The organism is Glycocaulis albus, assembly GCF_014639075.1.
GTDB classification, from domain to species: domain Bacteria; phylum Pseudomonadota; class Alphaproteobacteria; order Caulobacterales; family Maricaulaceae; genus Glycocaulis; species Glycocaulis albus.
This window is the reverse complement of record NZ_BMFS01000009.1, coordinates 110,566-124,313: the sequence shown is the minus strand read 5'-3', so window position 1 is coordinate 124,313 and position 13,748 is coordinate 110,566. Positions and strand designations below refer to the sequence as shown.

At 64.4% G+C, this 13,748-nt stretch carries 13 protein-coding genes; 7 read left to right on the top strand and 6 right to left on the bottom strand.

What is annotated here, in order from left to right:
* Positions 1 to 116: 116 nt before the first annotated feature.
* A complete protein-coding gene (locus tag IEV75_RS10710; RefSeq protein ID WP_188452554.1) occupies positions 117 to 1,490 on the top strand; it encodes a high affinity choline transporter 1 in 1,374 nt (457 codons plus the stop codon).
* Here IEV75_RS10710 and IEV75_RS10705 read toward each other — a convergent pair whose 3' ends face one another.
* Complete coding sequence (locus IEV75_RS10705; protein WP_188452553.1) at positions 1,491 to 1,883, bottom strand: RidA family protein; 393 nt, start codon at positions 1,881 to 1,883, stop codon at positions 1,491 to 1,493.
* 68 nt (positions 1,884 to 1,951) lie between these two features.
* On the opposite strand from IEV75_RS10705, the gene IEV75_RS10700 reads away from it, so the two are divergent.
* The 3 genes from IEV75_RS10700 to rnd are packed head-to-tail and all read left to right on the top strand — an operon-like array spanning position 1,952 to position 5,190.
* Entirely contained in the window at positions 1,952 to 2,680 is a 729-nt protein-coding gene (locus IEV75_RS10700) for a lysophospholipid acyltransferase family protein (protein ID WP_188452552.1), read from the top strand.
* 3 nt (positions 2,681 to 2,683) lie between these two features.
* Positions 2,684 to 3,988, top strand: a complete 1,305-nt coding sequence (locus IEV75_RS10695) for an MFS transporter (RefSeq protein ID WP_188452551.1) — start codon at positions 2,684 to 2,686, stop codon at positions 3,986 to 3,988.
* 44 nt (positions 3,989 to 4,032) lie between these two features.
* Entirely contained in the window at positions 4,033 to 5,190 is a 1,158-nt protein-coding gene (gene rnd / locus IEV75_RS10690) for a ribonuclease D (protein WP_188452550.1), read from the top strand.
* Here rnd and IEV75_RS10685 read toward each other — a convergent pair.
* The 4 genes from IEV75_RS10685 to IEV75_RS10670 form a co-directional block, all read right to left on the bottom strand.
* The gene (locus IEV75_RS10685) at positions 5,187 to 6,701 is read right to left on the bottom strand and encodes a Ppx/GppA phosphatase family protein (RefSeq protein WP_188452549.1); all 1,515 of its coding nucleotides are present in this window, start codon (positions 6,699 to 6,701) and stop codon (positions 5,187 to 5,189) included. The genes rnd and IEV75_RS10685 overlap by 4 nt on opposite strands.
* Positions 6,698 to 8,836 (bottom strand): RNA degradosome polyphosphate kinase, encoded by a 2,139-nt coding sequence (locus IEV75_RS10680; RefSeq protein ID WP_373290530.1) that lies wholly within the window; start codon positions 8,834 to 8,836, stop codon positions 6,698 to 6,700. The genes IEV75_RS10685 and IEV75_RS10680 overlap by 4 nt, the downstream gene beginning before the upstream one ends.
* Before the next feature lie 71 nt (positions 8,837 to 8,907).
* Complete coding sequence (locus IEV75_RS10675) at positions 8,908 to 9,609, bottom strand: P-loop NTPase family protein (RefSeq protein WP_188452548.1); 702 nt, start codon at positions 9,607 to 9,609, stop codon at positions 8,908 to 8,910.
* Between the two features lie 9 nt (positions 9,610 to 9,618).
* Complete coding sequence (locus IEV75_RS10670; protein WP_188452547.1) at positions 9,619 to 10,728, bottom strand: DUF2066 domain-containing protein; 1,110 nt, start codon at positions 10,726 to 10,728, stop codon at positions 9,619 to 9,621.
* 285 nt (positions 10,729 to 11,013) lie between these two features.
* Here IEV75_RS10670 and purM point away from each other — a divergent pair, with 285 nt between their 5' ends.
* The 3 genes from purM to arfB are packed head-to-tail and all read left to right on the top strand — an operon-like array spanning position 11,014 to position 13,031.
* Positions 11,014 to 12,045, top strand: a complete 1,032-nt coding sequence (gene purM, locus IEV75_RS10665) for a phosphoribosylformylglycinamidine cyclo-ligase (protein ID WP_188452546.1) — start codon at positions 11,014 to 11,016, stop codon at positions 12,043 to 12,045.
* Positions 12,042 to 12,620, top strand: coding sequence for a phosphoribosylglycinamide formyltransferase (gene purN / locus IEV75_RS10660; RefSeq protein WP_188452545.1), 579 nt, complete (start codon positions 12,042 to 12,044; stop codon positions 12,618 to 12,620). Before purM ends, purN begins: the two co-directional genes overlap by 4 nt.
* A 3-nt stretch (positions 12,621 to 12,623) precedes the next feature.
* Entirely contained in the window at positions 12,624 to 13,031 is a 408-nt protein-coding gene (gene arfB / locus IEV75_RS10655; protein ID WP_188452567.1) for an alternative ribosome rescue aminoacyl-tRNA hydrolase ArfB, read from the top strand.
* 159 nt (positions 13,032 to 13,190) lie between these two features.
* Here the strand turns inward: arfB and soxR are convergent, their stop codons facing one another.
* On the bottom strand, positions 13,191 to 13,640 hold the full coding sequence (soxR, locus tag IEV75_RS10650) for a redox-sensitive transcriptional activator SoxR (RefSeq protein WP_188452566.1): 450 nt from the start codon (positions 13,638 to 13,640) through the stop codon (positions 13,191 to 13,193).
* Positions 13,641 to 13,748 lie beyond the last annotated feature (108 nt).

Genomic DNA, 13,748 nt, shown 5'->3' with positions numbered 1-13,748 from the left:
CTCCCTTCAAGGAGCTTGAATCACGACCCAGCTGATTTGGGAATCCCGTTTATGGGTACAGAACCTAGTGCGGAGCTGATCTGCAAGGTGCAGATTTATGGTCTTCGGGGACGTCCATGATTCTCGCCGCGCTCGTTCTATACATCCTTCTCCAGCTGGCGATTGCCGTGTGGGCATCGCGCAAGATGAGCACGCATACCGACTATCTGGTGGCGGGCCGCAGGCTGGGCTTCTGGGCGGTCGGGATATCGGTGTTTGCCACCTGGTTTGGCGGCGAAACCATTATGGGCTCCACTGCCACCATCGCCGATGAGGGGCTGGGCGGCGCGCGCGCAGAGCCGGTGGGCTATGCCATCTGCCTGATCGTGGCAGCGTTGTTTGTGGCCGGGCAGCTGCGCTCGAAGGGCTATCTGACGCTCGCCGACTTTTTCCGGGACCGTTTTGGCCCGCGCGCGGAAATCGCGTCTGCCTGCGTCTCGATCCCCACCTCCATCATCTGGGCAGCGGCCCAGCTTCTCGCACTCGCCTCGATCATCGCCGTGGCCAGCGACCTGCCGGTGGAATGGGCGCTGGTCGGGGCAAGCCTTCTGGTCATCGCCTACACGCTGCTGGGCGGCCTGCTGGGCGATGTCGTCACGGATATTCTGCAAAGCGCCGTGGTGCTGGCAGGCCTCGTCATTCTCACCTTCGCGCTATTCGGGCGTGCCGGCGGCTTCGACGAAGCCATGGCGCTGATAGACCCGGCCCAGCTGGTGCTGATCGCGCCGGGCGAGAGCTGGCTGGAGCGGCTGGACGCGTTCGCCATCCCCATTCTCGGCTCCATCGTGGCGCAGGAGATGATTGCGCGCTTTCTGGGCTCAAAGTCAGCAAAAATCGCCGTGCGCGGCGGGCTGATGGCGGGCGGGCTCTATCTGCTGGTCGGCTTCTTCCCCGTACTGTTCGGCCTTGTCGGACCCGGCCTTGGCTTTGACCCCGAAGCGGGCGATCTCTTCTTGCCCAACCTCGCCATGGACCTTCTGCCCAGCGCGCTGTTCGTGGTGTTTGCCGGGGCGCTCTTCTCGGCCGTGCTGTCTACGGTAGATTCGGCGCTTCTGGCCGTCTCCGGCCTTGCGACGGAAAACCTTTATTCGCGGGTGCGCACCAAGGCCTCGCCAGAGGAGAAATTGTTTGCCGCGCGCGGGTTTACGGTCGTGGCGGGGGTCATGGCTTATATCGTCGCCACCACCGGCGAGACGATTTACGGGCTGGTGGAGCTGGCCTCCTCGCTGGGATCGGCGGGCCTTCTGGTTTCGCTGCTGATCGGTATACGCAGCCGGTTTGGCGGGGAATGGTCGGCGCTCGGCGCACTGGCCTGCGGGCTGATAGCGATCTGGCTCGGCGATTTCGTGTTCGAAATTCCGGGCGCCTTCCTGTTCTCGATCCTGGCCGCACTGGCGGGGTATGTAGTGACGGGTCTGCTCACGAGCAGGCGTGACACGGCCCGCGCCTGATCAACCCACCACCGCGTCGGCCTCGATCTCGACCACAAACGCCGGATCAACAAGGGCGGCCACGCCGATCATGCTGGTGGCGGGCGGAAAGTCGGCGAACACGGCCCGGTGCGCCTCGCCCACCGCATCCTGCACGGCCGGGTTCATGCCGGTGACGAACATGCGCGTGCGTACGACATCGGAGATGTCTGATCCGGCCTCTTTTAGAGCGCCAGCAATGATCTCCAGCGCCCGTGCGGCCTGCGCGCCATGATCGCCCGGCGCGAAGGGCTTGCCATCGGGGGTGATCGCCACCGTGCCAGTGACAAAGACCAGATTGCCGGCACGCACAGCCCGGCAATAGGCATAGCGCTTTTCCAGCGGCGCGGCGGTATGGACGCGGATACGGGTCAATCCGGCCTCCTGATTGAATGGATTGGCCGAAGCGTTAGGCTGAGTCGCAACAGGCTGGGAGACCTCGCTTGACGCCACTTGTCCGCAGCACCTTCTTCGAGATCGCCTACTGGCTGGTCACGATCAGCTTTGCGGTGATCTGCGCGGTCCTTGCCGTGCTGCCCGGCCGGCGGCCGCTCAGCTTCGGCCTGTTCAGCTATGGCCGGACCATGGCCTTCGTGATGCGGTTCGTTGCAGGCATCCGCATCGATCTGCGCGGGACACGGTATCTCAGCCGCACCCCCAGCGTGATTGCCGCCAAACACCAGAGCTGGGGCGATCCGCTGATCATGGTGGCGACCGTTCGTCCGCTGGCCTTTGTGGCGGGCGACCATCTGATGAAGTTTCCGCTTATCGGCTTCATCCTGAAGAAAGCCGGCGCCGTCGTACTGTCCAATCAGGGCGGCGAAGCGGCCCGCGCCCGGATCGAGGAAGGCATGAAACGCCTGAAGTCCGACAAGCGCCATGTGCTGATCTATCCGGAAGGCCATCTCTCGGCGCCCGGCGAGAAGCACCCCTACAAGAAGGGCGTGTATCACCTGGCCCATGATCTGAACCGCCCTGTCGTGCCGGTTGCCACGAGCCTTGGCCTGGCCTGGGACCGCAAATCCTTTGTGAAACGTCCGCGCACGGTCGTCGTGGAATTTCTCGAACCGATACAGCCAGGGGCAGACAAGGAGGCTTTCATGCGCCAGCTTGAAGACACGATAGAAGGGCGCACAGCCGAGCTGCTAAGCGCCGGGAACGGGGAAGGGTAGCCGATGGGCCTTGCTGTAGCTGCGCGCCTCATGGTGCAGCGGCGCTTCGCACCTCTCATGGCCGCACAGGCTCTGGGCGCGTTCAACGACAATCTTTTCCGCTTTGCGCTGGTCAATCTCGCCACATTTCAGGGCCTGACCATATTCGGGCTGGAACGCGAGCTGATGGTGCCGATAGCGGCAACAGCCCTGACCCTGCCGATCTTCCTTTTCTCTGCCGTCGCGGGCCAGGTGGCCGACAAGTATGACCGCGCATTCATCATGCGGCGCACCAAGTTCATCGAAATCCTCCTGATGATCGCGGCTGCTGTCGGATTTTTCTTCAATAGCGGGCTGCTTCTGGTGATCGTGCTCTTCTTCATGGGCATGCAGTCGGCCTTCTTCGCGCCGGCACGCAACTCCGCACTCCCGACACTGCTGGAAGGCAAGGAACTGGTGACCGGCAATGCGCTGGTTTCCGGCTCGCTCAACGTGGCCATACTCGCGGGCGCGGCCCTCGCCGTAGTGTTCGTGGTGCGCGAGGATGCCGCCTTGGTGCTGTCGGCAACGCTCATTGGTGTGGCAGTCGTGGGCTGGCTCATCATGTGCCTGAACAAGCCCGCCCCTGCCGATTCGCCCGACCTGAAGGTGAGCTGGAATATCGCGGTGCAGACCGGGAAGGTGCTGGGCTTTGCCTTTCGCGCACCCGACGTGCTCCGGCCCTTGCTGGGCGCGGCGTGGTTCTGGATGCTGGCAGCATCGGTGCTCACGCTGATGCCGCTTTTCACCGCCGCCGTACTGGGCGGGGACGAAACGGTGGGACTGGCACTGACGGCGCTTTTCACCGTCGGCGCGGCTCTGGGCGCCATATTGTGCGGGGTGTTCACGCGCGGTCAGGATGCACTGATCTTCACGGTCATTGGCGCGTTCGGCCTCGTGATCTTTCCCAGTTTTGTCGCTCTTACGACCCTGGGCTGGCCGGAGCCGGACCCTGACAATCTTGCCGGCGCGGATGTCTTCCTCGCCGACCCGGCCAACTGGGCGATCCTGGCAGCCCTTGCCCTGTCGGCCGTCAGTGCGGGCCTGTTCGTAGTGCCCTTGCAGGCCATGGCCCAGCGGCGCGCCAGGCCGGAAGTACGCGGACGCATCCTTGCGGCAGGCGGTATCATGAACGCCGCAACGGCCAGTCTTGGCCAGTTCACCCTGTTTGCCATCGCCCTTCTGGCCCTGCCCCTGCAGGCCGCCTTTGGCTATATCGCCGTGGTGTCAGGCCTGGCAGGCCTGTTTGCCCTCTGGCGCATGATGCGGCCGGGCCGCTACACGGAGTAAAGCCCACTCGCCAAATGGCTTTGGGCGCGCTAAGCGATGGACTCATGGAGCTGATTCAAACGACAGATGCGCTGGCCAATGCCTGCAAGGTCCTGGGCCGGGACCCGTATATTGCGGTCGATACCGAATTCATGCGCGAAAGTACGTTCTGGCCCCAGTTGTGCCTGATACAGGCGGCTGGCTCGACGGCCGAACTGCTGATCGACCCGCTGGCCGACGGCATCAATCTCGCGCCTTTCCTCGAGCTTTTACGCAGGAAGGACACGGTAAAGGTGTTCCATGCCTGCCGTCAGGATCTCGAAATCTTCTTCCACAAGGGCGGCGAGCTGATCCCCGAACCGTTGTTTGACAGCCAGATCGCTGCCGCTGCGGTCGGTCTTGGCGATTCCATCTCCTACGACAATCTGGTGCGCGAGCTGCTGGGCGAGCAGATCGACAAGGGATCGCGCTTTACCGACTGGTCGCGCCGCCCGCTTTCGGACAAGCAGGCCGAGTACGCCCTCGCCGACGTCACCCATCTGCACAAGATTTACCCCATCCTGCGCGAGAAGCTGGAGCAATCAGGCCGCGAGGACTGGCTGAAGGAAGAGCTGCGCCTTCTGACCAACCCTGAAACCTACCGGATGGATCCGGAGAATGCGTGGAAGCGCCTCAAGCCCCGCAAGACGACCGCCAAATGGCTTGCCGCCATGAAGGCCGCCGCGCGCTGGCGTGAGATTGAGGCGCAGACCCGCGACATTCCGCGCAGCCGCGTGATGAAGGATGACGGGCTCTACGAGCTCGCCCAGTCCGCGCCGATGTCCCAGGAGCAGCTGGCCGCCCTGCGCGCCGTGCCCAAGGGTTTTGAACGCTCCAAACCCGCCGAGCGCCTGATCGAGATGATGCGCGAGGCCATGGCGGCGCCGGAAAAGCACGCCCCGAAGCTAGCCCGCCAGAACCAGCTGCCCAATAATATCGGACCCGTGGTCGAGCTTCTGAAGGTCTTTCTGCGGGTCGTCGCCGAAGAAGAGGGCGTCGCGCCGCGCCTGATCGCCACTGTGCCGGATCTTGAACAGATCGCGGCAAGCGACAAGGCTGACGTTCCTGCCCTCTCAGGCTGGCGCTACAAGGTATTCGGCGAAGCCGCCCTGAAGCTGAAACGCGGCGAGCTGGCGCTCATTCTGGAGAATGGCAAGGTTGTTGCCATCGAGCTGGAAGACTAGCGCGTTTCCAGCACCGCCTTCAGTCCGAGCACCCCGGCAAGGTTCTCGAACCGCGAGAAGGCCCGTTCGACCACCAGGTCTTCGCGGCCTTTGTCCATGCCGAGCACAAGCTCGCCTTCCGTGCGGGCAAGCGTGAACAGTTTCAGCACGCCGGCCGAACCGCCTGACAGGGCTGTGCCCAACCGGATCGCGTAACCCAGTTGCAGGGCGGCCTCTTCCTGCGCATCGTCCAGCAGCCGGCGTGACGGGCATTCCTCCGGCCTTGGACGCTTGCCGGCATAGCGATGGTGGATCGCGAGAGCCAGAAAAGCGCGCTCCGGATGCGAGATGCCCCCGAACGGCGCGTAGAGCGCTTCGGTGGCTGCCAGTTCGGCCCGGTGATCCGGGTGCATGCGCGCGCCAAGCTGGGCCAGGCGGGCGGCAGCTCCGCGCAGGACATGATCGCGCTCATCGTCGAATACGGGCGCGCTGCACGCAAAGACGGGTTCCAGCCAGCTGGCCAGTGCCGGGCCGAATTCGGGATCGCTGGCGGCATGTCGCGCCATCGCTTCTGCACCGGCCAGCAGAGGGTCATGGCGCTGCTCGAGCGCCGCGCTGCGGCTGAAGGCAACCCCCTCACGCAGACCATTGGCCGAAAAGATCACGCGCTTGAACTTGCCGCGCTTGACGATGCGCTTGAGCAGCTGGGCGGCGTAGGGGAGCGTGGAGGCACGTTTTGACGACACGCCCGGCGTTGCCGCCAGTGATGCCTCGCTCTGGGCCATCGCGAAGTCTGCCGCACGGGCCACTTGCTGGGCGGACAGCGCATACTGATGCAGCAAGGTCAGGGGATAGCGGTCAAGGGCCATGGCCAGATGCGCAAAGGACCGCCACGCGCCGCCAACAGCGTAGAAATCTGGTCCAGACCCCTCCAGCGCGCCCGCAGCGGTATCCAGCCCGGCATCAATCTCGCCGCGAACACGCTTGCTATCCTCGCTATCGCCGTTGAGGACCGACAAGGGGCCCAGCGGCAGCGAGAAGACCGGGCCGATCTCGCGGCCGGTCAGGCGGGCAATTTCCAGGCTTGACCCGCCCAGATCGCCTACGACACCGCTGCCGGCACCTATACCGGCAACGACGCCGAGCGCGGAAAGCCGGCCCTCGTCCTCGCCGGACAGGACTTCGATCTTCAGCCCCGTCTCCGCTTCGGCACGTGCCACGAAATCGGGTCCGTCAGCGCACTCGCGTACAGCTGCTGTAGCAACCGCGTGGCGGTGGGACACGCCCTTGGCATCCAGCAGGCTTGCAAAGCGGCGCAAGGTGACAAGGGCGGTTTTGACACCGTCAGGGCTCAGCGTGCCGCGCGCGCCTGCGCCCTTGCCGAGCCCTGCCATGGTCTTCTCGTTGAAGACGGGCCAGAGCGCGCCGTCCTCGAGCCGGTACTGGACCAGGCGCACCGAGTTGGAACCGATATCGATGACGGCAATGTCCCGGCCAGCGGGACTGGACGGTCTGCTCTTGCGTAACCTCATGAGCGCCGTGCCAGCTGCGGAACCGATGGCGGCTGGTCGTTGCGGAGCGCCTCACCGCGCCCGGACAGGGACGGGTTGGTCATGAAATAGTCGTGGGCGCTGAACGGCATGGAAATGCCTTGCGTGTTGACCCGCGTATAGCTGCCATCAGCGTTCATGTACCAGCTCTGCGCCTCGTCGTTGAGGTTGGCGACCATGATCTGGTCGAGCACCTGACGGTGCACGGTCGGGTTTACCACCGGGCACAGCGTCTCGATCCGCCGGTCCAGATTGCGCGGCATCCAGTCTGCCGAGGAAATCCACACCTCCGCCTTGGCAGAGGGCATCGTCTCGCCATTGGCAAAGCAGACAATGCGTGAATGTTCCAGGAAGCGGCCGACGATGGACTTTACCCGGATATTCTCCGACAGGCCCGGCACGCCCGGGCGCAGGCAGCAAATGCCGCGCACGATCAGGTCCACGCGAACACCGGCCTGGCTCGCTTCGTAGAGCGCATCAATGATCTCGGGGTGGACGACGGAATTCATCTTGGCCCAGACCGCCGCCGGCTTGCCTGCGCGGGCATTGTCCGCCTCCCGGCGGATTTTCTCCACCAGCATCTCCTTCATGCCAAGCGGCGAGATGGACAGGCGCTCCAGTCCCGACGGGCGGGCATAGCCTGTCACATAGTTGAATATCCGCCCCGCATCCCGGCCAAAGGCCGGATCAGCGGTGAACAGCGAGAGATCAGTGTAGATACGCGCAGTGATGGGGTGGTAATTGCCCGTGCCGAAATGGGCATAGGTGCGCAACGTCGCGCCTTCACGCCGTACAACCAGCGATATCTTGGCGTGGGTCTTGTACTCCACAAAGCCGTAGACGACCTGCACGCCCGCTCGCTCCAGATCGCGCGCCCATTTCAGATTGGCTTCCTCGTCAAAGCGCGCTTTCAGTTCCACGAGCGCGGTGACGTTCTTGCCAGCCTCCGCCGCCTCGATGAGGGCCGCGACGATCGGCGAGTTCTTCGATGTGCGGTAAAGCGTCTGCTTGATCGCCACAACATCAGGGTCATTGGCGGCCTGGCGCAGGAACTGCACCACTACATCAAAGCTCTCATACGGGTGGTGAACGATCAGGTCCTTGGCGCGGATGGCGGCAAAGCAGTCCCCGCCATGGTCCTTGATACGCTCGGGGAAGCGTGGCTCGTAGGGCTCGAATTTGAGCTCAGGGCGGTCGTCCGGGATCAGCTGGGACAGCTGGGCGAGGCCCAGATTGCCATCCACCAGCACGACATCGCGCGATTCCGCGTGCAATTGCTGGATGATGAAGCGGCGCAACTCTTCCGGCATGGAGGCTTCGAGCTTCAGCCGCACCAGCACGCCGCGCCGGCGCTGCTTCAGGCGCGCCTCGAACTCGCGCACAAGGTCCTCGGCCTCCTCCTCGATCTCGATATCGCTGTCTCGGATGATGCGGAATGCGCCCTTGGCCAGCAGGTCATATCCGGGAAACAGCGCATCCACGAATACGATCAGCACGTCCTCCAGCGCGATATAGCGCCGGACAGGACGGCCCCGCCGGTCCTTGCGGTTACAGGGAATATCGACGAAACGCTTGACCCCCGCCGGCAGCGGCAGGAGCGCGTTCATCACCTTGCCGTCGCGCTGGCGCTTGAGCTTCAGCACGATGGCAAAACCCAGATTGGGGATGAAGGGGAAAGGGTGCGCCGGGTCGATAGCCAGCGGCGTGATCACCGGCAGCGTGTGCGCAAGAAAATCGTCCCGCAACCAGGCACGCTCGGCACGCGTCAGCTCGTCGGGATTGAGCAGCTGGACGCCCTCCTTTCCCATCAGAACCCGCAATTCCTGCCAGCGCTCCTGCTGGGCGCGCATCAGGCCGGAGGCTGCATCATTGATGCGTTCCAGCTGCTCGGTAACGGTCAGGCCATCCTGGCCAGCCCGGTCCACGCCATTGCGCAGCTGCGCGCGCAGGCCTGCCACGCGCACCATGTAGAACTCATCGAGATTGCTGGCCGAAATCGACAGGAAGCGCAGCCGTTCGAGCACCGGGTGCGCCGGGTTTTCCGCTTCCTCCAGCACACGCTGGTTGAATTGCAGCCAGGACAGTTCCCGGTTCAGGAAGCGGTCCGGCGAATCCATCAGGCCTGCGCTGCCACCCTCGCGCGCCGGTTCAGCCTGTGTGCTGGCGGACATGCCTTCGACAATATTGGTCATGACCTCGCGCCGGGCTCCTCGGGATTGGTTTCTGCTGATAGTCCAGCCAGCACATCGCGTGCAAGCGCACGCGTGACGCTGCTCTTGCCGGCCAAGGCCGCATTGTCGAGCCGTGCCACCAGAAGGCGTGCAAAATCCACCGAGCGCTCCATGCGCGTCAGCAAATAGTCGAGAACACCGGGGCTGAGCGGCGTGCGCCGGTCGCGGAAGAGCTTTTCAAGCACCTGGCGAAGCAGGGCGTCATCGGGTTCGTCCAGAACCGCCGCCTCGGCCGCGCTGAGCCGCGAGGCCAGATCCGGAAGGGTGATCTGCCAGCTGCGCGGGTGCAGACGGCCTGTCAGCAGCACGCTGATGCCGGAATCGCCCGCCGCGCGGTTGAGCAGGTGGAACAGGCCTTCCTCGTCCACGCCCTGATCGCCGTCTTCAATGACGACGCTGGCGCCACGCTGGATTGATTTGAGCGCAGACGACACGTCCGTCCGGCCCACCCAGGCCGCGCCGGTGCGCTGCTGCCACATATGGGCCAGATGCGTCTTGCCCGCTCCGGCAGGCCCGGTCAGCACAAGGTGTCCCAGGCGCCAGCGTGGCCAGCGATTGACCAGTGCCAGTGCTGCCGCGTTGGCTTCGCTGACGGCAAAGCTCTCTGCGCGGTAGTCCGGCTCAAGCGCAAGATCGAGGGCAAGCTGGGGAGTTGCCATGATGCTCTATCAATTGCGCGGACGCGCCACCCAGCCAAGCCCGCGCTCTTCCTCCAGCCGAGCGCCGCGCTGGGACAATTCGCGTGCAAGCTGCTCGCGTTCCCCGCGATGGGTGATGGTCATCACCGCGCCTGTGGTCGTCACCGCGTCGAGGCGCGCGTTGGAGATGAGCGATGCGCCGGTAATGGCACGCTGCAAGGAACGCCATTGCGCCATCGAGCTGTACAGCACCGACACGGTGATCTCGCTGGCTTCGCCGCCGCGCACGACAACCTCGCGTTTCCAGGCTTCCTGAGCGGTCTGCACGATGCGCCGGGCCAGTTCGTTATAGCTGTTCTGGCTGGCAGCCGATTCCATTTGGGACACCACGGCGTCCGGACCTGCAAAGTCGTAAATCGTGCCGCTGGCGCGGATGATGCCCTCACCCTCACGCGCGGTGATGACGGCAATGCGGGTAACGCCGTAGAGGGCGGCCAGCTCGCGCAGGGCAAACTCGTCGCCTGACTGGGCCGAGGCTGCGCTGATGACATTGCGGCCGACGGGCACCGCATCGTCACCCTCGCCGGTCATCCGCGAGCCAAGACCGATGAACGGCGTCAGCGCGTTGGCATGTGCACCGGAACGCCAGGCTTCGTACCAGGCGCCGCCCCAGACACCGGCGCCGCCTTCACGCTCTACCACCGGAACCACCAGTGTGCGGGCCGCTTGCGATTCGACGAAGGGGATGCCCTGGTCCCGCAGATAGCTGCGCACCGAGCGCGCATCAAAGTTCACGGCCATGGTGGCGATGTATCGATTCGCCGAGCGCCGCTCATCAGCGACCTGCAGGCCCGCAACCATTTCCTGCGCCGCATCGGACGGAATGGACGTGACACCGGAATTTATCCGGTCCTCGCCCAGAGTCAGACGCTCCAGAAGCGCCTGCGCCGCAGCAATCTGCCCTGAGCGGAAGGCGGCCGCCTGCGCCTCGGTGGTCGTGCCGGCGCGCTCATCAACCTCGATACCCGATACCGTGAACACGTCCTGCGCGCTGGCGGGCATCGCCAGAAACGCCACACACAGGATTGCCGTAAGCAGAGCGGCCGTTGCGGCCCGCGCCCGGTGGGTGAGATGGGTCATGGTGGCGATCCTGCCTGAAAGTGAAACACTGGCTGTGACTATACCCGCACAGGCCATCGCGTGAAGGGTTTACAGGCTGTGGAGCCCTGATCTTCCATCATAATACACCTGATCCGCCGCGTCGGGGTAAGTGACATATCATTGCCCGCAAGCGTCTGATTTCACGCGCCTGTTGTGCCAGCGAAACGTGGACAGACGCGATTTACAGACCCGCCCTCTTGCCAAGCCCGGCCCCTTGCAGTTGTTTGCGCGAGAATCCCGATCCCTTTGCCGGAGCAATCAGCCGTGGCCAGCAACCCGCCCTCTCAAGGCCTTACTTACGCATCCGCCGGGGTGGATATCGATGCAGGTGATGCGCTGGTCGAGGCGATCAAGCCACTGGCGAAATCCACCGCCCGGCCCGGCGCGAACGCGGATCTGGGCGGGTTTGGCGGCGCGTTTGATCTCAAAGCCGCAGGGTTCAAGGACCCGGTTCTGGTCTCAGGCACGGACGGGGTGGGCACCAAGCTGCGCCTTGCCATCGATACCGGCATTGTCGGCACGGTCGGCATTGACCTCGTGGCCATGTGCGTCAATGACGTGCTGGCGCAGGGCGCTGAGCCTTTGTTCTTCCTGGACTATTTCGCCACCGGCAAACTCGACCCAGCGCGCGGCGCCGAGATCGTGAAAGGCATCGCGCAGGGGTGCCGCATGGCGGGCTGTGCGCTTATTGGCGGGGAAACGGCCGAGATGCCGGGCATGTATGAGGGCGAGGATTTCGACCTTGCCGGATTCGTTGTCGGCGCAGCTGAACGCGGCCATCTCCTGCCCCGCGAGTCAGACATGGTGCCGGGCGATATGCTGATCGGGCTGGCCTCGTCGGGCGCGCATTCGAACGGCTATTCGCTGATCCGCCGGGTGATCGAGCATGCGGGGCTAGAGTTCGACAGCGAGGCACCCTTCGCACCGGGCAGGAAGCTTGGCGAAGCGCTGCTGGAGCCGACCCGCATCTATGTGAAATCCCTGATGCCGCTGGTGCGCGCCGGCAAGATCAAGGGCCTTGCCCACATTACCGGGGGCGGGATCACCGAGAACACGCCGCGCATGCTGCCGGGTCAGTTAAGCTTCGAGGTGGATTACGCCAGCTTTGAACGCCCTGCCGTCTTCCGCTGGCTGGAAAGCGCGGGCGGCATTGCAGAGGCCGAGATGCGCCGCACCTTCAATTGCGGGATCGGCATGATCGCCGCCGTCGCCGCCGAAGACGCCGAGGCCGTGCTGGCAGCGCTGAAAGACGCAGGCGAGACAGCCGCCATCATCGGCCATATCACCGCGAAATGACCGGCAAGACGCCGATTGCCGTCCTCATCTCCGGGCGCGGATCGAATTTGCAATGCCTGATCGATGCCTGCGCTGCGGACGATTATCCCGCCCGCATCGTCGCCGTGATCTCCAACCGGCCGGACGCATACGGGCTGGAGCGTGCGCGCGAGGCAGGCATTTCCGCCATCGCCATCGACCACAAGGCCTATGCGAGCCGCGAGAGTTTCGAAGCGGCGCTGGATTCTGCCTTGCGCGAGGCGGGGGCAGAATTTGTCTGTCTTGCCGGTTTCATGCGTATCCTGACGGAAGGCTTCGTGAACCAGTGGGACGGCCGGATGATCAATATCCACCCCTCCCTGCTGCCGAAATTCAAGGGTGTGGACACGCACAAGCGCGCCATCGAAGCGGGCGAAAGCGAACATGGCTGCACGGTCCACTGGGTCACGCCCGGCATGGATGAAGGCCCGGTGATCGCGCAGGCCCGCGTGCCGGTGCTGCCGGGCGATACGCCAGAAACCCTTGCCGCGCGCGTGCTGGTGGAAGAACACCGGCTATACCCTGAGGCGCTGAAACTGGCTCTGGAAAAGGCGTAGACCATCACTGACGACATCATTCTTGATGAGAGCCTGATAACCGAGCGCTTCGTGAAAGCGTCCGGACCCGGCGGTCAGCATGTGAACAAGACGGCGAGCGCGGTGCAGCTGCGTTACGATGTGCATGCCAGTGCGCTTGACCCGGCGGTAAAGCAGCGGCTCGTACGCCTCGCCGGCAACCGCATGACGCAGGACGGCGTGCTGATCCTGCATGTCGAGGATCACCGCTCACAGGAGCGCAACCGCGCGGAAGCCCGCTCCCGGCTGATACGCCTGATCCGGCAAGCCAGCCGCAAGCCCAAGCCGCGCATCAAATCGCGCCCGTCCTTGAGCTCCATCAAGCGTCAGAAAGACGCCAAGGCCAAGAAGGGGCAGACCAAGGCATTGCGGAAAAAGCCGGGGCTGGATTAGGGGGGTGACCTTCGTTCGGGTGCCCGGCTTCTACCTGGCACCAAAGCCTTCCACTGAAACCCCGGACGCGAAGCGATCCGGGGCCTGTCGCCGCTTCTCCTGCATGAGGTCCCGGCTCTGCGCTGCGCTTGGCCGGGATTTCAGGGATTCCCGAAAGCGCTACCCCTCCAGCAGACGTGCCCCCGGCCCTTCGCCCCCCAGCGCGTCTCCCGGATTGCGCAAGGGGCAGTCGGTCAGCGAGAGGCAACCGCAGCCAATGCAGCCATCAAGCTGGTCTTTCAGGCTGGTCAGGCTGGCAATGCGTGCTTCCAGCGCGTCCTTCCACACCGCCGAGAGCTTCGCCCAGTCGGCCGCGTTGGGCGTGCGCCGGGAGGGAAGCGCATCAAGCGCTTCGCGAATCTCGGCCAGCGGTACGCCGGCGCGCTGGGCGACGCGGATCACCGCCACCCGGCGCAGCATGTCGCGGCCATAGCGGCGCTGGTTTCCGCCTGTGCGCGCGCTGGCGATCAGCCCTTTTGTCTCGTAGAAGTGCAAGGTGGAGACGCTGACACCGGCACGCGCAGCCAGCTCGCCAACGCTCAACGCCCGCACCGGCCCAGCTTTCTTCATGGACGACATGTCATTTGCCTTTGACCTCAATATTGGTTGAGGTTCTAGACCGGCCCCCGCCAGACCGGCAAGCCCCCTTTTCCGGCGCCGCGCATCGTGCCGCCCCTG

Coding starts and splice junctions, on each gene's coding strand:
- IEV75_RS10710 (WP_188452554.1), top strand. CDS start 117: ATGATTCTCGCCGCGCTCGTTCTATACATCCTTCTCCAGCTGGCGATT.
- IEV75_RS10695 (WP_188452551.1), top strand. CDS start 2,684: ATGGGCCTTGCTGTAGCTGCGCGCCTCATGGTGCAGCGGCGCTTCGCA.
- rnd (WP_188452550.1), top strand. CDS start 4,033: ATGGAGCTGATTCAAACGACAGATGCGCTGGCCAATGCCTGCAAGGTC.
- IEV75_RS10685 (WP_188452549.1), bottom strand. CDS start 6,701: ATGAGGTTACGCAAGAGCAGACCGTCCAGTCCCGCTGGCCGGGACATT.
- IEV75_RS10680 (WP_373290530.1), bottom strand. CDS start 8,836: ATGGATTCGCCGGACCGCTTCCTGAACCGGGAACTGTCCTGGCTGCAA.
- IEV75_RS10675 (WP_188452548.1), bottom strand. CDS start 9,609: ATGGCAACTCCCCAGCTTGCCCTCGATCTTGCGCTTGAGCCGGACTAC.
- IEV75_RS10670 (WP_188452547.1), bottom strand. CDS start 10,728: ATGACCCATCTCACCCACCGGGCGCGGGCCGCAACGGCCGCTCTGCTT.
- purN (WP_188452545.1), top strand. CDS start 12,042: ATGACCGGCAAGACGCCGATTGCCGTCCTCATCTCCGGGCGCGGATCG.
- soxR (WP_188452566.1), bottom strand. CDS start 13,640: ATGAAGAAAGCTGGGCCGGTGCGGGCGTTGAGCGTTGGCGAGCTGGCT.